Origin of the sequence: Duncaniella muricolitica (genome assembly GCF_910574735.1) — a bacterium.
Lineage (GTDB): Bacteria > Bacteroidota > Bacteroidia > Bacteroidales > Muribaculaceae > Duncaniella > Duncaniella muricolitica.
The window spans coordinates 1-21,075 of sequence record NZ_CAJTCF010000072.1; the positions used below are offsets into that span (position 1 = coordinate 1).

The following is a 21,075-nucleotide window of genomic DNA, read 5'->3' on the forward strand; positions in this document are numbered from 1 at the left end:
AATTTTTAGTGTTAAATTTTCATGCTAAACATCAGATTTTTAACGGATTAAACACTTGGCTCCTCGGAGCCGTTAACAAATTCTCAAAAAATAACCGAAGTATTGAAAGGATAATCGACTTTTTATAGGAAGCAACAATGGATTATTGACATATGATTATGCCTCGGGGCAAGTAATCGAATCTGACATTGATTCACCAAAAGAAATCAGATCTTTACTATTGATCGATGATGATATTTGGGTCGGGGGTCTAAATGGCATATATAAATTTAATCTAAACAGTAATATTATAACTGATTATTCCAAAGGGTTGCCGCATAAGTCGGTTTACTCTATCATGCGTGACAGCAGAGGCATATTATACGTTGGCACATATAATGGTTTAGCTCGTTGGGATATTAATGCTGAAATGTTTCGACCGTTGAAGGTCAAAGCTGATGACTTTGAACTTTCCTCCCGTTTATTTGCAAATTGCTTATTGGAATCTCAAGATAAGGAACATATTTATATTGGCGGAGAAGGGTCTTTGTACATGTACACCCCTGCAAATGATAACTGGGAAAAGATAGCACTTATTGGAAATAACAATATTAAAAGCCTGTATAATGGCGGCAATGGCCATATACTAATAGGCACTGACGATGGAGTATTTGATATGTCAAAAGAGTGCATAAAACATTATCGACATGATTCAAGACGGGAACTGAGCCTTGCAGATAATGAAATTTGGTGCATATATTCTGATTCTCAAAATAACGTATGGGCTGGACATGAACGAGGTTTCTCTATAGCATCTATCTCAAATTATTTACGTACTATTGAATTAAGTGCTCTTGCCCATTCGGGAGAAGGGAATGAAATTCATTCAATATATAGAGATACTAAGGACAATCTTTGGTTTGCTGGAAACAACGGAGTGATACGCCTGTCGTATGATTCTACACCTCATTGGTATAGACATACCGATTTACCTAATTCACTTTCACACAATAGAGTTCGTGCTATACATGAAGATGCTGAAAATAATATATGGTTTGCAACAGATGCCGGCATTAATAGACTTAATAGAAAAAATGATACGTTTGATGTATTCTATATCGTTGACAAACAAGGAGAACACAATTCTAATTGGGTATATGCTTTAATTGAAGATGATACACACTTTTGGATAGGAAGTTTTCTGAATGGCCTTCATTACGTTGATAAGAAAAAATTCAATAGTTCGGATAGGACAATTGTTTCAGATATGTCTATAAATGCTGAAAATAAGTCTTTAGAATTGTCTAACAATCTTGTAAACGACGTAGTTAAAGATCAGGGGGGTAATATTTGGATTTTGTTGTTCAGAGATAACACATTAACTAAGTTCTCTCCTACTTCAAACAAAGTCATTAAATATGATATTTTTGATTTAACAGGAGGATACCCGACAAATATAAGTTCAGATAATCAGGGCAGAATATGGTGTGCGTTTAAAGGCGGAGTTATTATTTTTTCCGAGAACGATAAATATGATATAGTAAAATTTCCGCATACAAACAGTGATGAAACTGTTTTAGCTCTTGGGAAAGTAGGAAATGGAATGTGGATTTCTACCCAAAGTAATGTTTGGAATATCAATGGACTAACATTAGAGGCTAATTTACTGCCAATTCCACAAAAATCCTATACTGCCGTATATGAAGATACTTTGAATAACAAGGTCTATCTTGGGGGAACTGATGAGATACTTGAGGTTGCTAATAATATTACCGATAATTCCACAGACTATAAGACTATTCGAATGGTCTTAAATGACAGAGGTGAAGGACATTTGAATTTATCTGATATAAAGGGAGGAACCAACGGAATGACAATACCTTATGGTGGAAACATAACACTTGTCATTAGTTCTCTTGATTATTCTCCAGAGTCTGTACATCGCTACATGTATAAACTTGCAGAATCCCCAACTGACACAATAGGAGGATGGATTGTAATGCCAGAAGGGACTAATATAATAACATTCTCAGACCTAAAAATGGGTGAATACAATGTCTTGGTTAAAGCCGTGGGTTCTCCGATGGATCCAATTGCTGTACCCTTAAAGGTTAAATCCCCTTGGGCACTCTCTTGGTGGGCGATAATGGCATATATATCCATTGCAATTGTGGTTATATATTGGATTGTATGGTATATGCGTAAAAAGAACAGCAGAACTCTACAAGAACAGGAAAGGCAATCGGCTTTGGAAAATGTGGAACGAAAGTTATCATTTCTTTCAACAATATCCCATGACCTTAAAACACCATTGTCTATGATTCTTGGTCCGGTTAGTTTGATGAAAGAGAAAACAAAGGATCCGGAGAACAAAAAAAACCTTGAAGTTGTCTATGATAATGCTGTGCGTTTGAACAATATGATTCACCGCACTCTGGAACTGCAACATCTTGAAGACACCGATGAGAACTTATTGATACTTTCTATTTTTGATGCGGTCGAGTTTTGCAAAGGAGTCTTTGAGATATTCAAAGAGAATAATCCGCAGAAAAACTTTATATTCCATTCCTCTGTACCTCAGATTTTAATTGAAGCTGATGCTGTAAAGTTTGAATCTGTTATCACAAACTTGCTGTCAAATGCTTGTAAATATTCTGACGATGGAGCAACAATTTCATTTGGCATAAGTCCACACGAAGATCACGTTGAAATTGTTGTATCTGATGATGGCGTTGGGATTTCAGATATAGACCAGCCATTGGTTTTTCAGAGGATGTTCAGAGCTCCATCTACCTCTAAATTAAAAGAAGGTACCGGTTTAGGGTTATATCTCATAAAAAAAATATCTTGAGCTCATGAACGGCAATATTAGTCTGTTCAGCAAGGAGGGGCAAGGAACTTCATTTGTCGTAACTTTACCAATAACTAAAAAGTTGTTGCCTAAAGACCAACAAGTCGTGTCGCTTGAGGATAATTGTAAGCCGAAAATACTCATCGTTGAAGATAATTCACAAATTGCAGGATTTATAACAGATGTCCTTAAAGATAAGTATAAATGTATTACATCTGAGAATGGACGCTCAGGCATTGCAATCGCTTCATCATTTATCCCCGACCTTATTATCGCAGATGAAATGATGCCTATTATGAGTGGTCTTGATATGGTGAAATTACTTAAACAAAACCCTCGGTTGGCATTCATTCCAATAATAATGTTAACAGCCAAATCTGACAACAAGACAGAAAATGAGAGTATCAAATTGGGCATAGACATTTTCATGACTAAACCATTTGAGCCATCTGCATTGCTTGGACGGATAAACCAATTGTTAAAATCACGAACAGACATAAAGGAAAAAGTTCGCATTCAGGCCATAACCGAGGCGGAATCAAAACCGATAGAAGCTGAATCCACAAATGAGAAGATGCTTGCAAAAATCGCTAAGATAATAGAGGATAACATTTCCGATCCGGATTTGAATGTAAATCTTTTATGTGAAAAAAGTGATGTTGCCCCAAAACAGCTGTATCGTCTTATAAAAAAATATATGGGGTTGGCTCCTCTTGATTACATCAGACGTGTAAGGCTTCAAAAGGCAGCAATGCTTTTAAGCCAACACAGATTTACCGTTTCAGAAATAAGTTATATGGTCGGCTTCAAGACTCCATCATATTTTTCAAAATGTTTTCAAAATCAGTTTGGAGTAAAGCCAAGCCAATATCAATCTGATGATGAAACCATAGACAAAAAGTAGGACAAAAAGTAGATGTAACGCAGTTTTTGATCCGGGTTGTCCAATGTGTTGTATATATTGTCCTATAACAGACACTATAATATAGTCGTTTAATCTAACTTTGCAATATCTCAGACAGGTATAATTAATAGGGTAAGAAAGATTGATTTTTAGTTTGTTCGGAAATGGCTAATACCATTTGATCACCTTAAATAATTTAATAAACAACAATACATTTCTAATGGACAAAGCAGTTTGTGCCTCCGAAATAAAGAGTTGGTTGTTGGGGCTCATCCTCACAATTCTCTTTATACCCGTTTCGGCATTCGCACAAAATCAAAGGACAGTTACGGGTACTGTCAGTGATGAGACTGGAGAACCGCTTATCGGTGCGACGGTCAAAGTTGTAGGAGAGCCAATAGGTGTCGCAACTGACATCGATGGACACTTTATCCTAAATGTGCCTAACAGTGCAAAACAATTGTTGATTTCCTATGTAGGATATGACAATCTTACGGTGGATATCACATCTGAAGTGATGAATATTATGATGAAACCGAATTCCGAAATTTTGGATGAGGTTGTAGTCATCGGTTATGGCGTGAGGAAAAAGGATGACCTCACTGGGTCTGTATCTACAGTCAGTGAGAAGGATTTTAACAAAGGTATGATTTCCTCGCCTGAAGAACTTGTTAATGGCAAGATTGCAGGTGTGCAGATTGTAAACGGAGGTGGTTCCCCAACCTCCGGTTCGACAATCCGCGTGCGTGGCGGTGCATCGCTCAATGCTTCAAATGATCCTCTCATTGTTCTTGATGGAGTTCCAATGGAAGTAGGCGGTTCTGTAACTGGTAGTGGTAATTTCCTGAGCTTGATAAATCCCAATGACATTGAAAGCATGACGATTCTTAAAGACGCGTCTTCAACAGCCATATATGGTTCCCGTGCATCTAATGGTGTCATTATTATCACGACAAAGAAAGGCAAAGGTGACGGTATCAAAGTTTCGTTCCAAACGACAAATTCTATATCGACCAAGACCAAGACTTCCGATATGCTCTCAACCGATGAATTTATTGGCATAGTTAATGAATTAGGTACAGATCGTCAGAAATCTCTTCTTGGCAATAGCCGTACAAATTGGAATGATCAGATTTATCAGACAGCTTTTGGTACAGATAATAATCTTAGCGTATCAGGACGAGCCACGTCGTGGTTGCCATTCCGTGTATCGGCCGGAGCATATTATCAGGATGGTATTCTCAAAACCGACAACGCAAAGCGATTCACAGGTAATCTGAATCTTACACCCTCGTTTTTCCGTGATGAACTACGTTTCCAGTTTAGTTTGAAAGGCACATATTCTAAAAATAGATTCGCTGATACGGGTGCGATCTGGGGCGGTGCCACATTAAATCCTACTATTCCTGTATATTCCGGTAACGATTCTTTTGGTGGATATAATGAGGCTATTGATGCCAACGGTATTCCTGTAACAGGTGCTTTGGCAAACGCATTAGGTCGTCTAAATCAATACAAATCCACATCTGATGTATATCGAGTGATTGGCAACATTGATGTTGATTGGAATATCCGTTGGGTAAAGGGATTAAGACTCCACGCAACCGGAGGTTATGACTGGTCCAAAGGGGAAGGATATATTTACGTTCCTAAAGAAGCCATATCATATTACACAACCGGTGGCAGAGACTACAAATACGGTCCGCAAAAGAACTATAATCGTTTGTTGACTATATATGCCAACTATAATCGAGATTTCGAGGCTATTAACTCAAATGTAGATGTAACATTTGGTTATGACTATCAGTATTGGAAATACACAACGCCTTTTTACGCCGTTCTTAATGCAGATGGTGTACAGCAATCAACATCCGCGGCAACAGATCAACGACACTCTCTCATTTCATATTATGGCCGCTTGAATTATACATTTATGAACCGTTATCTTCTGACGGCGACTGTTCGTCGGGATGGCTCTTCACGCTTTTCAAAAGACAATCGCTGGGGTACATTTCCTTCAGTAGCTCTTGCTTGGCGAGTATCACAGGAGAACTTCTTTGAGCCACTTCGTGGTTGGGTAAATGACCTTAAACTCAGAGCATCTTATGGCGTTACCGGTCAGCAGGATGGAATTACAAACTATGGATATATTCCTGTTTACACTCCCGGTCTTGATGGAGCACAATATATGTTTGGAGGGAATCCGGTATATACCTATCGTCCCGAAGCATATAATCCTGATTTGAAATGGGAAACTACCAAATCATGGAACTATGGTATTGATATATCTTTACTTGAAAACCGGTTTACATTCTCCGCAGATTATTATACCCGCAAAACAGAAAACCTTCTTGCAACTGTTCCTGTGCCAGCCGGAACAAACTTTGACAAATTGATGCTTGAGAATGTAGGCAATGTTGATTCAAAAGGATTAGAGCTTGCGTTAACCGCACATCTAATAGATAATAAAGATTGGTCTTGGTCTATGACTGCAAATGCAGCTTGGCAACGTGTACGCATCAAGAACCTGACGCTTACGCCTGGTGCTCCAAGTCCTGATACTGAGGTTGGTCCTTGGATTGATGCATACCAGATGCAGGTATTCTCCACAGATTATGCGCCCTATTCATTCTATCTATACAAGCAGTTGTACGATCAGGAAACAGGCAGACCTATTGAGGGTCTCTATGCGGACTTGGATGGCGATGGGGAGATAACAACAAATGACCGTTATCATTGCCATTCCCCAGCCCCTGATTGGATTTTGGGTCTATCAACAAACCTGAGATATAAGAAATGGTCTTTGTCAACTTCTCTTCGAGCCAATATCGGAGGATACATCTTTAACGGCATGGCAATGAATACAGGTGCTTGGGAAACCATGAGTTATAATGATTATCAGCTTAATAATCTGAATCGCAGTTTCCTTGACACCAGATTTACACGCCGTCAGTATTTAAGCGATTATTATCTTGAAAACGCATCGTTCCTGAAAATGGATAATTTACAGCTGACATATGATTTCGGCCAGATTTATAAGAGCCTGAATCTACATGTATCAGCAATGGTTCAAAACGTGTTTACCATTACGAAATATAAAGGCGTTGATCCTGAAAGCGGAAACGGAGTTGATACAGCAGTTTATCCGCGTCCTCGGACATATTCAGTAACAGTTGGACTTAATTTCTAAAATATCGAAAAATGAGAATACTTAATATATTATCAGGACTTATGGTCGGATTTGGGCTGTTACTGAGTAGCTGCACCGATGACCTCGATCAGATGCCTGTAACAGAAACGACATCGCAGGATGTCTATTCAAATCCAGAGAACTATAAAAAAGTTCTCGCCAAGATTTATGCGTCTTATGTTCTCGCTGGACAAGGTCAAGGAGGTGACAATGGCGACTTGACAACAATCAACGGACAAGATTTCTCAAGAGGTTATTTCAACCTTCAAGAAGCAGCTACCGATGAAGTTGCCAATACATGGTTGTCTGGAAACAACCTGATTGATTTGACCTACATAAATTGGAGTCCAAAAGATTCATGGGTGTCAGATTCATATTATTGGTTGTTTTTCAACATCACTCTTTGCAATGAATTCTTGCGCCATTGTTCTGATGTAGAAATCAGCAAATTCTCTGCACCGGAACAGGAAGAGATTAAGAGCTTCCGTTCTGAAGCCCGTTTTATGAGAGCATTCAGTTATTGGATGGTTCTTGACCTTTACCGTAAAGGTCCCAAGGTGGATGAAAACACACCTGTCACCGGCTTCATCCCTGAAGCATATGACGGACCCGGTCTGTTTGATTTCATTGAAAGTGAGTTGAAGGAGCTTGTCACCGAAAGTTCCGCATCTGCTTTGCCTGATTCTAATGAATACGGACGAGCAAGCAAACCTACTGCCTGGGCTCTTCTTGCAAGGCTATACCTTAATAGCGCAGTTTATAGAGGGACTGTTGATACTAAATATTATACTGAATGTATCACAGCATGCCACAAAGTGATTTCAAATCCCTCCTATTATCTTGAGCCGGATTATGCAAAACTCTTCAACGCTGATAATCATAAGCGTACTCATGAGATATTGTTCGCTATGGTATGCGATGCAACCACATCTGTAACTTGGGGTGGTGGTACTTATCTGGTATGTGGGTCATGTGGTAACTCCAGTACTCAGGATCCTGCAAAATATGGTTTGACAAACGGCTGGGGTATGTTCCGTGCCCGTGGAGAAATCACCTCCAAATTCGGAGACATCGCCACAACAGGTGATTCTCGTGCTATGTTCTACACAGATGGTCAGGAGCAGTTCTTTACAGGTGCTATAGATAATCAATCTGAGGGCTATTTCTTTGAGAAGTTCACTAATCTTACAGATGATGGTGTCGCAGCCTCTAACTCAGCTGCAACTGGCTGTTCAACAGACTATCCAATGATTCGACTGGCTGATGTGTATCTGATGGCTGCCGAAGCTTTACTGAGAGGTGGGGCAGGTATTTCAAGAGCAGAAGCACTCGAATTAGTTAATAAAGTTAGGTTACGTGCTTACAACGGTGATGAAAGTGGCAAGATTTCTGACGGAGATTTCACTCTTGACTTTATTCTTGATGAACGTGGACGAGAACTATATCTTGAATCAATACGGCGAACAGACCTTGTCCGGTTTGACAAGTTCACAACCGATTCGTATATCTGGCAATGGAAAGGTGGCGTACTGGATGGTCGTGCTGTAAATGCAAAATATAACATATATCCGATTCCGGATACAGACTTGACTGCTAATCCAAATCTTACAAACCCATTATATTGATATTAAATCATGAAAATTTTTAATATAATTCGGACAGCATTGATGTCGGGAGCTTTTATAATGGGCTTGGCATCATGCGAAAGCGACATAGAGCCTGTCTATGTCATACCTTCCGATGACATTACATTAGGAGGTGCGACAGGAGAAATAATCCTGAGTGCAAATAATCCCCAGGCTCTCGCCATGACCATTTATTGGAGTGGCGATGGACAGTTGTCCTTGGATAACTCTCTTATACAGGCGCCTGTCAATGCTGCGGAAGAGACACTTCAATTGTCTAAAGATGAGCAGTTCTCATCAACAATAGATCTAACTGTAGAAAAAGGTGTACGTTCAAAACAGTTCCTTTGCGAAGAACTCAACTCTTTATTAGGCCGTCTTGGATATACAGCTGATGAGAAAGCACCTCTGTACATTCGTGTTCGCTCAGTTTTGGCTGCCAATGTTGAGCCGACGTATTCATCAGTAATCAAGGTAATGGTTCAATCCTACCGAATACACCTCATTCTGGGCACTGTTCTTGATAAAGATTGGAATGAAACGTCCATGAAACTTGCTTCGCCAGAAGAAAATGGTATCTATAAAGGATTCATGGGAGTAAATGGTTGGACTAACTGGTGGTTCCGTGAAGCAAACAACGTAGTGTGGGGCAATCTTGGAGAATCCGGTAAAACGTTCTTTGCCTCCTCTGCTGATGACCATTGGAATTTCTGGTTCCCCGATCCTGCCGGTTGCTACTTTACAACGCTTAATACAGTTGAGGGCTGGTGGAGCGGTCTTCACATTGAAAACTTAACCGTATCGGGTGATATAGTAGGTGAGATGACATACAATATGAAGGCAAATCAATGGACTCTTCCCATAAATCTCACTTCGGCCTCAACGGTTTCAATAAGTATTAAGGGACAAGGTAGCCTATATAATAAGGAAACTTCGGATATGGGACCGGCTATTCAACAGAATGTCGCATTTGGAGGAAACTCACAGAATCTTTCATTTGGAGAAACCGGTACAGTTATTTCGGTTGATCTACCTGCTGGAGAAACAACACTTGTGCTTGATTTAACTAATCCATTGGAATATACAATCGGTGCTGGAGAAGCCGCTCCTGAGCCTGAGGCAGAACCAAGATTATACTTCTCCGGAGTTGTCAACTGGGATGGTTTTGATGACTACATTTCCCTGTACGATGAAACAAATCGGTGCTATGGTGGTGCGCATTGGGTTAACTCAGAATGGGGATACCGCGCATATCCGCAAGCCGATTGGGGCATAGCCTATAAAGGCGCTCCGGACGCAACAGGGTTGTCCGGATGTCTGATTCTTGCAGAATCAGGTAATGACGGAAACATACCTGCTCCTGAAAGCGGACTGTATGTTATGGATTTCAATATGAAAGATCTCTCATATACATTGACAAAGGTTGATAACGTAACATTCACCGGCTTAAATGATGATTGGTCGGAACATCCTATGCAACAATCCTCTGATAACCCTGAGGTATTTACTGCTGAGTTCGTTAAGGAAAAGGAAACCCCTTGGGGCGTCAAGGTCTTGATTAATAATAATTGGAGTCTCTTCTTCGGAGGCGGCAATGGTAATTTGCTTCTTGGACATTCAGATGCTACTACCGGCTTTGACGGAGACAACGCTCTAACGGTTGGCGAGACCTACATACTTACCGTTGATCTGGGCAAACAAACATATTCTTATTCCCTTAAATAATTACGATAAATGAAGATGACAACAATCATATCCGCATTTGCATTAGCCACTGCATTGGTTTGTGGCTCATGCACAGAGGATGGTCCTGTCACCAATCCTCGACAGGATGATACAAACATAGAAAAAGCCACCGGATTCGCACGCGGTGCTGATGTAAGTTGGCTTACGCAAATGGAATCTGAAGGCCGTAAATTTTTCACTCCGGGCGAGGACCGTCAGGAAATGGAATGTATGCAGTTGCTCCGCGACTACTGCGGCGTAAATTCAATACGACTTCGCGTATGGGTAAACCCAGCCGAAGGATGGAACAATATCGATGATGTTGTTCTAAAAGCCCGTCGTGCAGAGTCGCTTGGACTCCGAACCATGATCGACTTTCATTTCTCTGATACATGGGCTGACCCCGGTCATCAAGAAATGCCTGAAGCGTGGAAAGAACTGTCATTCGACAATCTTAAGAACGCAGTTGCCCAACACGTTTCCGATGTGCTTACAGCCCTAAAAAACGTGAACGTCACACCGGAATGGGTGCAGATTGGAAATGAAACCACTCCCGGTATGATGCTGCCTGTTGGCTCGATCGAGGAGAATCCGGCTCAATATACTGCCCTCAATAATTCGGGTTATGATGCGGTTAAGGAAGTATTCCCTGAAGCAAAAGTCATCGTGCATCTTGACGGAGGAAATAACCAGTGGGCTTATGATCGTATGTTTGATGCTTTGGAAGCAAATGGGGGAAAATATGATATGATCGGCATGTCTTTATATCCTTATTGGGCCGAGCAACAGGGCGAAACCGGAGGTTGGATGAAAGTTGCAGATGATTGTATTGCTAATATCAACCATCTTAAACAGAAATACAACAAGCCTGTGATGATTTGCGAGATAGGTATGCCATACGATCAGCCTGAACCATGCAAACAACTGATTGCAAAAATGATGAATGCTCCAGTTGAGGGGATATTCTACTGGGAACCACAAGCTCCCAATGGCTATAACGATGGTTATAATCTCGGATGTTTTGATAATGACGCACCTACAATAGCACTTGACCCATTTAAGGAAAAATGAAGTCTATGAAGAAATGCACAAAAATAATAGTAATGGCTCTTTCGGGAGCCATTACTTTAACCTCCTATGCTCAACGCTCGGTAACAACATTGAATGATGGCTGGCAGTTTTCAAATGGGGCATTGCAAGATGTTAAAGAGTGGCAAACGGTGAGAGTACCACATGACTGGGCAATTTATGGTCCTTTTGATCGTGCGAATGATTTACAGAGTGTCGCTATCGAACAGAACGGAGAAAAAGAAGAAAGTATAAAAACAGGACGCACTGGAGGTCTCCCCTTTATTGGGAAGGGAGTATATCGAACAACTTTCGACATCTCTGATACTACAAATGTTACTTACACATTGCTCTTTGACGGTGCTATGAGTAATGCTAAGGTCTGTATAAATGGACGTCATGCGATTACATGGCCATACGGATACAATTCGTTTTATGTCGGCATAGACTCACTCGTCAGACTTGGTCACAATGATTTGGTGGTAACATTACAGAACTTTGACAAACAATCAAGATGGTATCCCGGAGCAGGATTGTATCGTAATGTACACTTGATAAAAACCAATCGAGTACATATCCCAGTATGGGGTACATACATTACCACACCGGACATAAAAGAAGATTACGCTTCAGTCAATCTTGTTATGGAAATTGACGGAGTGAGGCAGTTTGACCAATCTCCTTATGGAGAAACCGTAGATGTATCTACAACTATTTTTTCACCGGAAGGTGTTGAAGTAGCTAAAGATGCGACAAAATATTATGCCCGTGGACAGGAGTTGTCTCAAAAGTTCATAGTCAAAAATCCTGCTTTGTGGTCACCTGAAACTCCTAATTTATATATAGCCAAGACTCAACTTTCTGTTGATGGTAATGTAGTTGATACATATGAAACCCGTTTTGGTATCCGTAAATTAGAATATATACCGAATAAAGGTTTCTTCCTTAATGATATACCAACAAAATTCAAAGGTGTATGTAATCATCATGATCTCGGACCTCTCGGAGCTGCGGTAAATGAATCTGCTTTACGCCATCAAGTGTCGTTACTGAAAGAGATGGGAGCCAATGCAATACGAACCGCTCATAATATGCCTGCTCCGGAACTTGTACGAATCTGTGACGAAATGGGCATGATGCTTATGGTTGAGCCTTTCGATGACTGGGGTTTTCGTCCTAAATCCGAAAATGGCTACGGTAAATTTTTTAATGAATGGGCACAACGGGATGTAACGAATATGGTAAAACAGTATCGTTCAAATCCTTCTGTAGTTATGTGGTCAATAGGTAATGAAGTCCCTTCTCAATGGGGAAAGCCTGGAATGGACGAATTACTTATGCTTCAAAGTCTTGTACATAGACTTGATGCTACACGACCTGTGACTTGTGGCATGGATCAAATTGGTTCCGTTTTGGATAATGGCTACGCGGCGGCACTTGATATTCCGGGATTTAATTATAAACCACAGTATTATCAGATGGCATATAGGCGTCTTCCGCAAAAACTTATACTCGGTAGTGAAACTGCATCTACAGTATCTTCACGAGGGCAATATATGTTCCCGGTGATACCTGTGGCAGATATGAAATACGAGAGCCACCAATCATCATCTTATGGAACTGAATACTGTAGTTGGAGCAACATCCCAGACTTTGATTTTGCGGCAGATGATGATTTCCCTTGGATGATAGGTCAATTTGTATGGACTGGATTTGATTACCTTGGAGAACCATCTCCTTATGATACTGATGCATGGCCCAACCATTCAAGCATGTTTGGCATATTCGATTTGGCAAGTCTGCCAAAAGACATCTTCTATCTCTACCGCTCACAGTGGCGCAAGGATAGTCCTACGCTTCATATCCTACCCCATTGGAATTGGGCTGGACGCGAGGGCAAGATAACTCCTGTCATGGTTTACACGTCATATCCAGAAGCCGAACTTTTTATTAATGATAAATCACAGGGCCGACGCAAAAAAGATACCTCAATTGAGGCAAGCAGGATACGTGATGGATGGAAAGAGTATAATGACTATACACTTCAACATCGAGCCGAAGATGCGTCCAAGCTAATGAACCGATACAGGCTAATTTGGGATGAGATTGTGTACGAACCGGGAGAAGTTAAAGTGGTGGCCTACGATGACAAGGGCAATGCGGTGGCAGAGGAGGTTATACGCACGGCTGGTAAACCTCATCATATTGTTCTTACATCTCATCGTACAGAATTGAATGCAAATGGAGATGATCTCGCTTATATTACTGTACAAGTGGCCGATAAAGATGGGAATATTATTCCTACTGATAATCGCTTAGTCAAATTTGAAGTAACCGGTAATGGCTCATTTGAGGCTACTGCCAATGGCGATCCTACATGTTTAATGTCATTCCAAAAACCAGAAATGAAACTATTTAGTGGAGCTGCCACTGCTATTATCCGCTCTGCAAAAAAGACTGGCAATGTGACATTGAAGGCTTCCGCAAAAGGTATAAAAGATGGAATAATAACTATTCCTGTTAGATAGTGATATCAGGATGATAAGGTAAAAAAGATTGTTTAAGGTTTGATTGAGGGGGGGTATTCTTTTCCTCCCTCAATTTTTAAAATTCCAAGAAAAAAATTAATCACATATGGAACTAACAGAAAAAATTCACAAAAAATTCACCGGTTTGTTTGGTAACGGTGGAACATTCTATGCCTCAGCAGGACGTATCAATCTAATCGGCGAGCATACAGATTACAACGGAGGCTTCGTATTTCCCGGAGCTATTGACAAGGTGATAATGGCTGAAATCAAGCCAAATGAATCAGACTGTGTTCGTGTAATCTCTCTTGATCTTAACGAGAAAGCAGAGTTTGGTCTTAATGAGGAAGATGCTCCTAAGGAAAGCTGGGCACGCTACATCTTTGGTGTATGCCGTGAAATACTCAAACGTGGTGGTACAGTCAAGGGGTTCGATGCAGTTTTTGCAGGAAATGTTCCTCTTGGAGCCGGACTCAGTTCCTCGGCTGCACTCGAAAGCTGTTTCGCTTTCGCAATCAACGATATGTTCAATGAGAATAATATCGACAAGTTTGAACTTGCGAAAATCGGTCAATCAACGGAACACAACTACTGCGGCGTGAATTGTGGAATTATGGATCAATTCGCTTCTGTAATGGGACAGAAAGGGAAACTCATGCGTCTTGACTGCCGCTCAATGGAATTTGAATACTATCCATTCAATCCCGAAGGTTATAAACTGGTGCTCGTTGACTCAGTGGTAAAACATGAACTCGCCGATTCTCCATACAATAAGCGTCGCCAGTCGTGCGAGCGTGTGGCAAAACGCCTCGGTATCGAAACTCTGCGTGATGCAACAATGGATATGCTAAAGGCAATCCGCACCGACATTACTGCAGAGGATTACTTCCGTGCCAAGTTCGTCATTGAGGAAAAAGACCGTGTACTCGCAGTTTGTGACGCATTGGTTGCCAGTGACTATACGACTGTAGGACAGAAGATGTATGAGACTCATAAGGGGCTTTCTGAGGACTACGAAGTGAGCTGCGAAGAATTGGACTTCCTCAATGAAGTGGCAAAAGAATGTGGTGTCACTGGCTCCCGTATAATGGGGGGCGGCTTCGGTGGCTGTACCATAAATCTCGTAAAAGATGAGTTGTATGATAACTTCGTACATACTGCAATGACCCGTTTCACCGAGAAATACGGCCATGCTCCGAAAATCTATCCTGTCGTAATAAGCGATGGCGCTCATAAAGAAGAATAATATGGACTCAAAGAAAACAGTATTGGTTTCAGGGGGTGCGGGCTATATCGGCTCACACACTGCGGTGGAACTTCTCAACGCCGGATACAACGTTGTAATCATTGACAATCTTTCAAATTCGGAGAAAGACTCAGTGGAAGGGGTCAAGAAGATAACCGGTAAGGATGAGGCTTTTGAAGTTGTTGACACATGCGATAAAGCCGCTCTCCGAGGGATTTTTGATAAATATCAGTTCGACAGTGTTATTCACTTTGCCGCATATAAAGCCGTCGGAGAATCTATGGCTGAACCACTGATGTATTATCAGAACAATCTGGTATCATTCATGAACATTGTAGAGATGATGAAGGAATACAATCGTCCGAATATCCTGTTTTCATCATCTGCAACAGTATATGGTGATGCAGAACACCTTCCCGTAACCGAACAAACTCCACGTCAGCCAGCAACATCTCCCTACGGAAACACAAAGCAGATTGCCGAAGATATTCTCCGCGATTGTTGCCGTGCGTATAACGACGTTCATGGCATTGCACTACGCTATTTCAATCCAATCGGTGCTCATCCATCAGCTCTTATCGGCGAACTACCTCGAGGTGTCCCCAATAACCTCGTGCCGTTCATCACTCAGACAGCTGCTGGTATCCGGCCGATGCTCAGCGTGTTTGGCAACGACTATGATACCCCTGACGGAACTTGTCTGCGCGACTATATCGACGTAGTAGATTTAGCTAAAGCTCATGTGGCGGCTGTTGACCGTATGACTGAGGGCAAGATGGATGAAAAGTATGAGATTTTCAATATAGGCACAGGCCGTCCGGTATCGGTTCTCGAACTCATTACTGAGTTTGAGAAAGTGAATAATCTCAAACTTCCCTACAAGATGGTTGACCGTCGTCCCGGTGATGTACCCGCTGTATGGGCAGAAACATCACGAGCCAATGAAATCCTCGGTTGGAAAGCTGAACGCACCATTGACCAGACGCTAAAAGCGGCATGGGAATGGGAGAAGCATGTACGAAACTTAAAATAATAGCAACTTATATGAAACCAACATTATTCGTTCTTGCCGCTGGAATGGGGAGTCGTTACGGTGGTCTGAAGCAACTCGACCAATTAGGGCCGCAAGGCCAAACCATTATGGATTATTCAATTTATGATGCCATTAAAGCCGGATTTGGTAAGGTTGTATTTGTTATCCGTAAAGATTTCGAGCAGGATTTCCGAGATAAAATCCTATCAAAGTATGAGGGACATATCCCGGTTGAGGTAGTTTTCCAGTCAGTTGACAAACTTCCGGAAGGTTTCTCTTGCCCAACAGACCGTACTAAGCCATGGGGCCCAGCACACGCTGTCATCATGGCTGCTGGAGTAATCAAGGAACCTTTCGCAGTCATAAACGCCGATGATTTCTATGGCCGCAACTCGTTTGAGGTAATAGCCCAGGAGTTGATGCGTCATCGTGACCGCAAAGGTGACTACTGCATGGTAGGGTTCCGTGTGGGCAACACTATGAGCGAAAGCGGCGGGGTATCGCGTGGTGTCTGCGAAAATAAGGATGGACTACTGACGTCCGTTGTGGAACGTAAGAATATCGCCTATGACAAAGAGCACAACATCGTTTTCACAGACGAGAACGGCATAGAGCAAACCCTCGACCCAATGACACCAGTGTCAATGAATATGTGGGGATTCACACCTGACTATTTCGACTACGCAACACGCGAATTTACCAAATTTCTTGAGCGAGATATAAATATTCCTAAATCCGAGCAGGTAATTCCCGATGTCGCCGACGCGCTCATTAAGGGCGGTGAGGCAACCATCAAGGTGCTTGATACAGACTCGCGATGGTTCGGTGTGACATACGCTGAAGATCGCCCCGGTGTAGTCGCTAAGTTTGCCGAACTCGGAGCCAAGGGTGAATATCCCGAAAAGATGTTCTGAAATATTATTTTATTTGAGAGATAAAAGCTCGTTTAGGAAGGACTGCTAATTCTCCCCGAATTAGCAGTTGTTTTTTTGATGGACGCTTAATTGAAGTTTTCAATATGAATAAAGTTCTGATTATTGATGCTTCCGAAACTGACGGTCGTATCATGTCCAGATTGTTGATTCGGGCTGGATATGATCCCGTAAAGGCGGATAACATCGAAACTGGGAGAATTGAGGCGGCTAAACTGCCTCCCGGTGCAGTTATCGTCACGGCATTACGATTGTCAGACGGTACAGCAAGAGATTTAATCAACTGGCTGAAGAAGGAGAACTACGGTTTTCCGGTCATAGCCATAGTAGAAAATCTGAACAACGCAGATGTAGTAAGCATCATGCGTGGTGGCGGAGCGATGGATGTAATACAACGTCCGGCAATCGACAAGCAGCTTGTTGAAACAGTCGCGCAGTATGCCAAAGAGGAAAACGAAACATTCTCTCTCGGCAAGCTCCTGATACCACGTCAGAGTAAGGAATGGCAGGAGATTGAGCGAAAGATACAGTCTATCGCCAAAATCAACGCTAATGTTATCGTATTCGGTGCAAGTGGCACGGGTAAGGAACAGGTCGCGTTGGAAATCTACCGTCAGAGCCCCCGCTCACAAAAGCCGCACATCGTAGTTGAGGCAGGTGGAGCCGGGCTGATTGGTAAGCACGACCCAAAATCAGAAAGGAGCGAAACCTACAACCGCATCAAAAGTTACTTCGAGAATGCCAACGGTGGAACAATCATCGTTAAGAATCTCCACTTGCTGAGTTTTGAAAAGCAATCTGTACTATTGCACATCCTCGAAGAAGAACATCCTAATGTTCGCGTCATTTGTACCGCAGAGCCATATCTCCGCCGCATGATGACCGAACAAACCTTCCGCCCTAACCTTATGTACATACTCCGAGAATTCGAGATTGTCATCCCGTCACTCCGCGAAGTGACCGAGGACATTCCGGTACTGGCTGATGCGTTTCTCAAAATGTATGCCGGAAAGACAGAACAATCAGTGAAACGACTTGACGCATCCGCAATCAAAGCCCTGAAACAGCATCTTTGGATAGGCAATGTGAGAGAACTGAAGAATGTCATCATACAAGCAGCCTTCGGAACAGATAGCGATGTTATCACATCATCAGACCTTACATTCAATGTTTCTGATCCGGAAGATTATGAGGACGTTCACTTGAAGAATCCTTCTGATGAAAAGCGGCGTATAACTGATGCTTTGAGCCGAACAGGGTGGAATAAATTCCAAGCAGCCAAGCTATTGAAGATTAGCCGCACAACACTTGATTACAAGATTAGGCAATTCGGAATTAACAAAGACGAAGTGTGAAAGCCCGTTAATTCGCCAAAATTTTGTATCTTTGTGGCGAATTTAGAAATAATGGCGACTGGAGAGACAGTCGCGTTCTGATACAACATAACATAAGACCGCTTATGGATTAACTGAAAATCTGGACAATTTTCAATACTCAATTCTATAGGCTGATGCTTATGCTATGCTACTGCATAGCGTACATCTGCCATATTGAGTAGCCCGAGTCCAGATGGGTCAGTTTTGTGGTGGGTGTGCGCTTTTTTGTGTGCGCTTTTTTTTATGCCCATTTCTGTTCACTTTTGGGACACAATGTTCATTGTTTGAACAATCTCCGATTTTAACCTTCCTTAATTTCAAGCCTGACTCTAATCACATATATTCATATTATCAACGAATTACAAATTAACATTTGTTTTTGTAATCCATTTGTAACAGGTGCGGGTTTATATCAGCGAAACAAAAACATTATGTATAACCCGTTAAATTCAACCCCGATAAATGGATGTATTTTCACTTACCGAAACCGAGTTCTTCCGCCTGCTGACGGAAGGTAACAACGAAAACCTGCACATTGCCTACAAAGACTTTGTGCTTCAGGTCAGCGAGATCTGCCACAACACACAAGACATAACCTATGCAATATCGGCATTGCTCTATGCCGAGGTGGAGATAGCCCATCTTCAGACAGAGGCGATGCGAAAAGAGGTCAGCCAGCACCTGACATCGTTCATCAGCAAGGCCCTCACATTTGTCCGCCGTACTATCAGCCACATCAAGGAAATACCTGTAAAGACTGTGCCCATAGAAGATTCTATTGATGATATAGCCCTCAACTGGGAGGCAAACAAATCGGCACTAATTGAACTTGGATATGCCTTCAAGGTAGCCAACTGCTTCGGCTCCAACGTCACTGTCAAGGAGATAATCAACAAACTCGCCAAAGCGTTCCATGTTGATATACCCGAAAACTACATCTACAAGAAATACAATGAAATGAAGGTAAGAAGCCGCAATAGCCGTACCTATTTCATTGACAGCCTTACCATGTCGTTAAACAGCTTCATGGCAAAGCAAGACGAGGAAGATTGACTCGTCAGACCGATGTCCACCACTATATCCAATACTGATTTTTGACCCGGAGAGGGTTGTTTATTCTTTTCATCTTTCATAGTTTTTAAGGGAAATGCCCTGCCGTCCGCGAAGGATAGCAGGGCATTGATTTTTTGTATAGTTACTTGTTGCGCAACAGGTGGCGTAGTCTGGGGTCTGCGGCGATGCGCTCAATCTCAGATTTTACGATGGTTTTCACATCGTGCTTGATTTTGTCATAGTTGCGTTGGATAGCTGCCTTCATTATGGACTTGTCGGAAGTATCGTCCTTGAAATCCGTAATCAGCGGAATAGGCTTATACGCCGCTGTTTCCTCCGCCACCCGCTTGTTGTCAACTACAATTTCAGCATGAAATATCTTCTGCCGAATACGCTCGTCAAAGTTGTCGCTGACAGCTCCGACAAACATTCCCTGTGTCAGAGTGGATATTTTGCTTGCCGGAATAAGGCTGTCCATCTGGGTGTTGATGGAATGACTTACATCGTTGCGGTTGATGCTCATTGACTGCCGCTGCTGGAGAACCTTTCCAAACCGTTCAGATAGAGTCTTAGCGGTTTCTCCCACGACCTGCCCGGAGAAGATATTTCCGACGGTGTTCATCACTACGGCTGCCTCCTTGTCGCCATAGTCGCGTTTGAGCTGGGAGAAGTCCTGAAAGCCGAGGCATACGGCTACCTTATTGCTTCGCGCAGTGGCAATTAGATTGTCTAAGCCCTTGAAATATATCGTGGGGAGCTCGTCAATTATGACACCTGACTTCAACATTCCCTTCTTATTTATCAGCTTCACAATTCTGGAATTGTAAAGTCCGAGTGCCGCTCCATAAATATTCTGACGGTCGGGATTGTTGCCGACACACAGGATTTTCGGTTCATCGGGATTGTTGATGTCGAGCGTGAAATCATCGCCGGTCATAATCCAGTACAACTGCGGTGAAATCATACGCGAAAGAGGTATTTTTGCCGAGGCAATCTGTCCGGCCAACTGTTCTGCCGCCCCTCCCTGCCATGCGTCTATGAACGGCGACAGGTAATTTTCCAGCTCTGGATATGATGTAAGGATCGGGAAAATCTTTTCATAAGGACAGCAAAGAAACTCAATCGCGTGGGGGAACGTGCAGTACCTGCCATTCTCATAAATCTTGAGATACCAGATTATTGCAGCGAACAGCACGATTGGCGACTCCACAAAGAAATCGCCCTGCTTCTGGATCCAAGTGCGGTTCAAGTTCATCATTATGGTGTATGCCGACTCATAGGCGTCGGCAATATCCGTCATGAACGCCGGGTGTATGGGGTTGCACCTGTGGGAGTGTTCCGGGTCGTCAAAGTTGATGACATAGAAAGATGGTGGCTTTTTACCGTAGCCCTTCTGGTTGTTCAGCATATGGTTGTATGCTATAAGCGTCAGGTCGGGCTGCTTGTAATGTAGGCTAAGCACCCGGCGCCGTGTCATATAATCATGACCGGTTTCCAAATACTCGCCTCCGAACCGGACGTACACCTTCCAGCGTATCCGGCTCTCCGTTTTGATATTCAGTCTA

Annotated in this window: 13 protein-coding genes; 12 read left to right on the forward strand and 1 reads right to left on the reverse strand. The window is 42.3% G+C overall.

The annotated features are described in order from the left end of the window. Positions 1-310 precede the first annotated feature (310 nt). The 12 genes from QGT73_RS13780 to QGT73_RS13835 all read left to right on the forward strand — a co-directional run bounded on the left by QGT73_RS13780 (position 311) and on the right by QGT73_RS13835 (position 19,510). On the forward strand, positions 311-2,830 hold the full coding sequence (locus QGT73_RS13780; protein WP_280122821.1) for a ligand-binding sensor domain-containing protein: 2,520 nt from the start codon (positions 311-313) through the stop codon (positions 2,828-2,830). Between the two features lie 4 nt (positions 2,831-2,834). Next, positions 2,835-3,734: a response regulator transcription factor gene (locus QGT73_RS13785; protein WP_280122817.1), complete on the forward strand. Its 900-nt coding sequence runs from the start codon at positions 2,835-2,837 to the stop codon at positions 3,732-3,734. A 220-nt stretch (positions 3,735-3,954) separates the two neighbouring features. Next, positions 3,955-6,924 carry a SusC/RagA family TonB-linked outer membrane protein gene (locus tag QGT73_RS13790; protein WP_204457588.1) on the forward strand — a complete coding sequence of 990 codons (2,970 nt, stop codon included), beginning with the start codon at positions 3,955-3,957 and terminating at the stop codon, positions 6,922-6,924. Between the two features lie 11 nt (positions 6,925-6,935). After that, positions 6,936-8,549, forward strand: a complete 1,614-nt coding sequence (locus QGT73_RS13795) for a RagB/SusD family nutrient uptake outer membrane protein (RefSeq protein WP_280122818.1) — start codon at positions 6,936-6,938, stop codon at positions 8,547-8,549. Positions 8,550-8,558: 9 nt separating this feature from the next. Beyond that, positions 8,559-10,274 (forward strand): DUF5114 domain-containing protein, encoded by a 1,716-nt coding sequence (locus QGT73_RS13800; RefSeq protein WP_123478191.1) that lies wholly within the window; start codon positions 8,559-8,561, stop codon positions 10,272-10,274. 9 nt (positions 10,275-10,283) lie between these two features. Continuing rightward, positions 10,284-11,345, forward strand: a complete 1,062-nt coding sequence (locus QGT73_RS13805; RefSeq protein ID WP_123478189.1) for a glycoside hydrolase family 53 protein — start codon at positions 10,284-10,286, stop codon at positions 11,343-11,345. 5 nt (positions 11,346-11,350) lie between these two features. Beyond that, a complete protein-coding gene (locus QGT73_RS13810; protein WP_123478203.1) occupies positions 11,351-13,870 on the forward strand; it encodes a glycoside hydrolase family 2 TIM barrel-domain containing protein in 2,520 nt (839 codons plus the stop codon). Positions 13,871-13,976: 106 nt separating this feature from the next. Continuing rightward, entirely contained in the window at positions 13,977-15,116 is a 1,140-nt protein-coding gene (gene galK, locus QGT73_RS13815) for a galactokinase (protein WP_123478187.1), read from the forward strand. A 1-nt stretch (position 15,117) separates the two neighbouring features. Then, on the forward strand, positions 15,118-16,149 hold the full coding sequence (gene galE / locus QGT73_RS13820; RefSeq protein WP_123478201.1) for a UDP-glucose 4-epimerase GalE: 1,032 nt from the start codon (positions 15,118-15,120) through the stop codon (positions 16,147-16,149). 11 nt (positions 16,150-16,160) lie between these two features. Continuing rightward, entirely contained in the window at positions 16,161-17,063 is a 903-nt protein-coding gene (locus QGT73_RS13825; protein ID WP_123478184.1) for a sugar phosphate nucleotidyltransferase, read from the forward strand. A gap of 104 nt (positions 17,064-17,167) precedes the next feature. After that, positions 17,168-18,436 carry a sigma-54-dependent transcriptional regulator gene (locus QGT73_RS13830; protein ID WP_280122819.1) on the forward strand — a complete coding sequence of 423 codons (1,269 nt, stop codon included), beginning with the start codon at positions 17,168-17,170 and terminating at the stop codon, positions 18,434-18,436. Positions 18,437-18,919: 483 nt separating this feature from the next. Beyond that, positions 18,920-19,510, forward strand: a complete 591-nt coding sequence (locus QGT73_RS13835) for an RteC domain-containing protein (RefSeq protein WP_123478357.1) — start codon at positions 18,920-18,922, stop codon at positions 19,508-19,510. Positions 19,511-19,652: 142 nt separating this feature from the next. Here QGT73_RS13835 and QGT73_RS13840 read toward each other — a convergent pair. Then, the coding region (locus QGT73_RS13840; RefSeq protein ID WP_280122820.1) for a TraM recognition domain-containing protein at positions 19,653-21,075 on the reverse strand (1,423 nt) is incomplete at its 5' end.

Bases quoted from the DNA above. Each gene is read 5' to 3' on its own strand.
- QGT73_RS13835 (WP_123478357.1), top strand. From the start codon at position 18,920: ATGGATGTATTTTCACTTACCGAAACCGAGTTCTTCCGCCTGCTGACG.
- QGT73_RS13810 (WP_123478203.1), top strand. From the start codon at position 11,351: ATGAAGAAATGCACAAAAATAATAGTAATGGCTCTTTCGGGAGCCATT.
- QGT73_RS13805 (WP_123478189.1), top strand. From the start codon at position 10,284: ATGAAGATGACAACAATCATATCCGCATTTGCATTAGCCACTGCATTG.
- QGT73_RS13785 (WP_280122817.1), top strand. From the start codon at position 2,835: ATGAACGGCAATATTAGTCTGTTCAGCAAGGAGGGGCAAGGAACTTCA.
- QGT73_RS13790 (WP_204457588.1), top strand. From the start codon at position 3,955: ATGGACAAAGCAGTTTGTGCCTCCGAAATAAAGAGTTGGTTGTTGGGG.
- QGT73_RS13825 (WP_123478184.1), top strand. From the start codon at position 16,161: ATGAAACCAACATTATTCGTTCTTGCCGCTGGAATGGGGAGTCGTTAC.
- galE (WP_123478201.1), top strand. From the start codon at position 15,118: ATGGACTCAAAGAAAACAGTATTGGTTTCAGGGGGTGCGGGCTATATC.
- QGT73_RS13800 (WP_123478191.1), top strand. From the start codon at position 8,559: ATGAAAATTTTTAATATAATTCGGACAGCATTGATGTCGGGAGCTTTT.
- galK (WP_123478187.1), top strand. From the start codon at position 13,977: ATGGAACTAACAGAAAAAATTCACAAAAAATTCACCGGTTTGTTTGGT.
- QGT73_RS13795 (WP_280122818.1), top strand. From the start codon at position 6,936: ATGAGAATACTTAATATATTATCAGGACTTATGGTCGGATTTGGGCTG.
- QGT73_RS13830 (WP_280122819.1), top strand. From the start codon at position 17,168: ATGAATAAAGTTCTGATTATTGATGCTTCCGAAACTGACGGTCGTATC.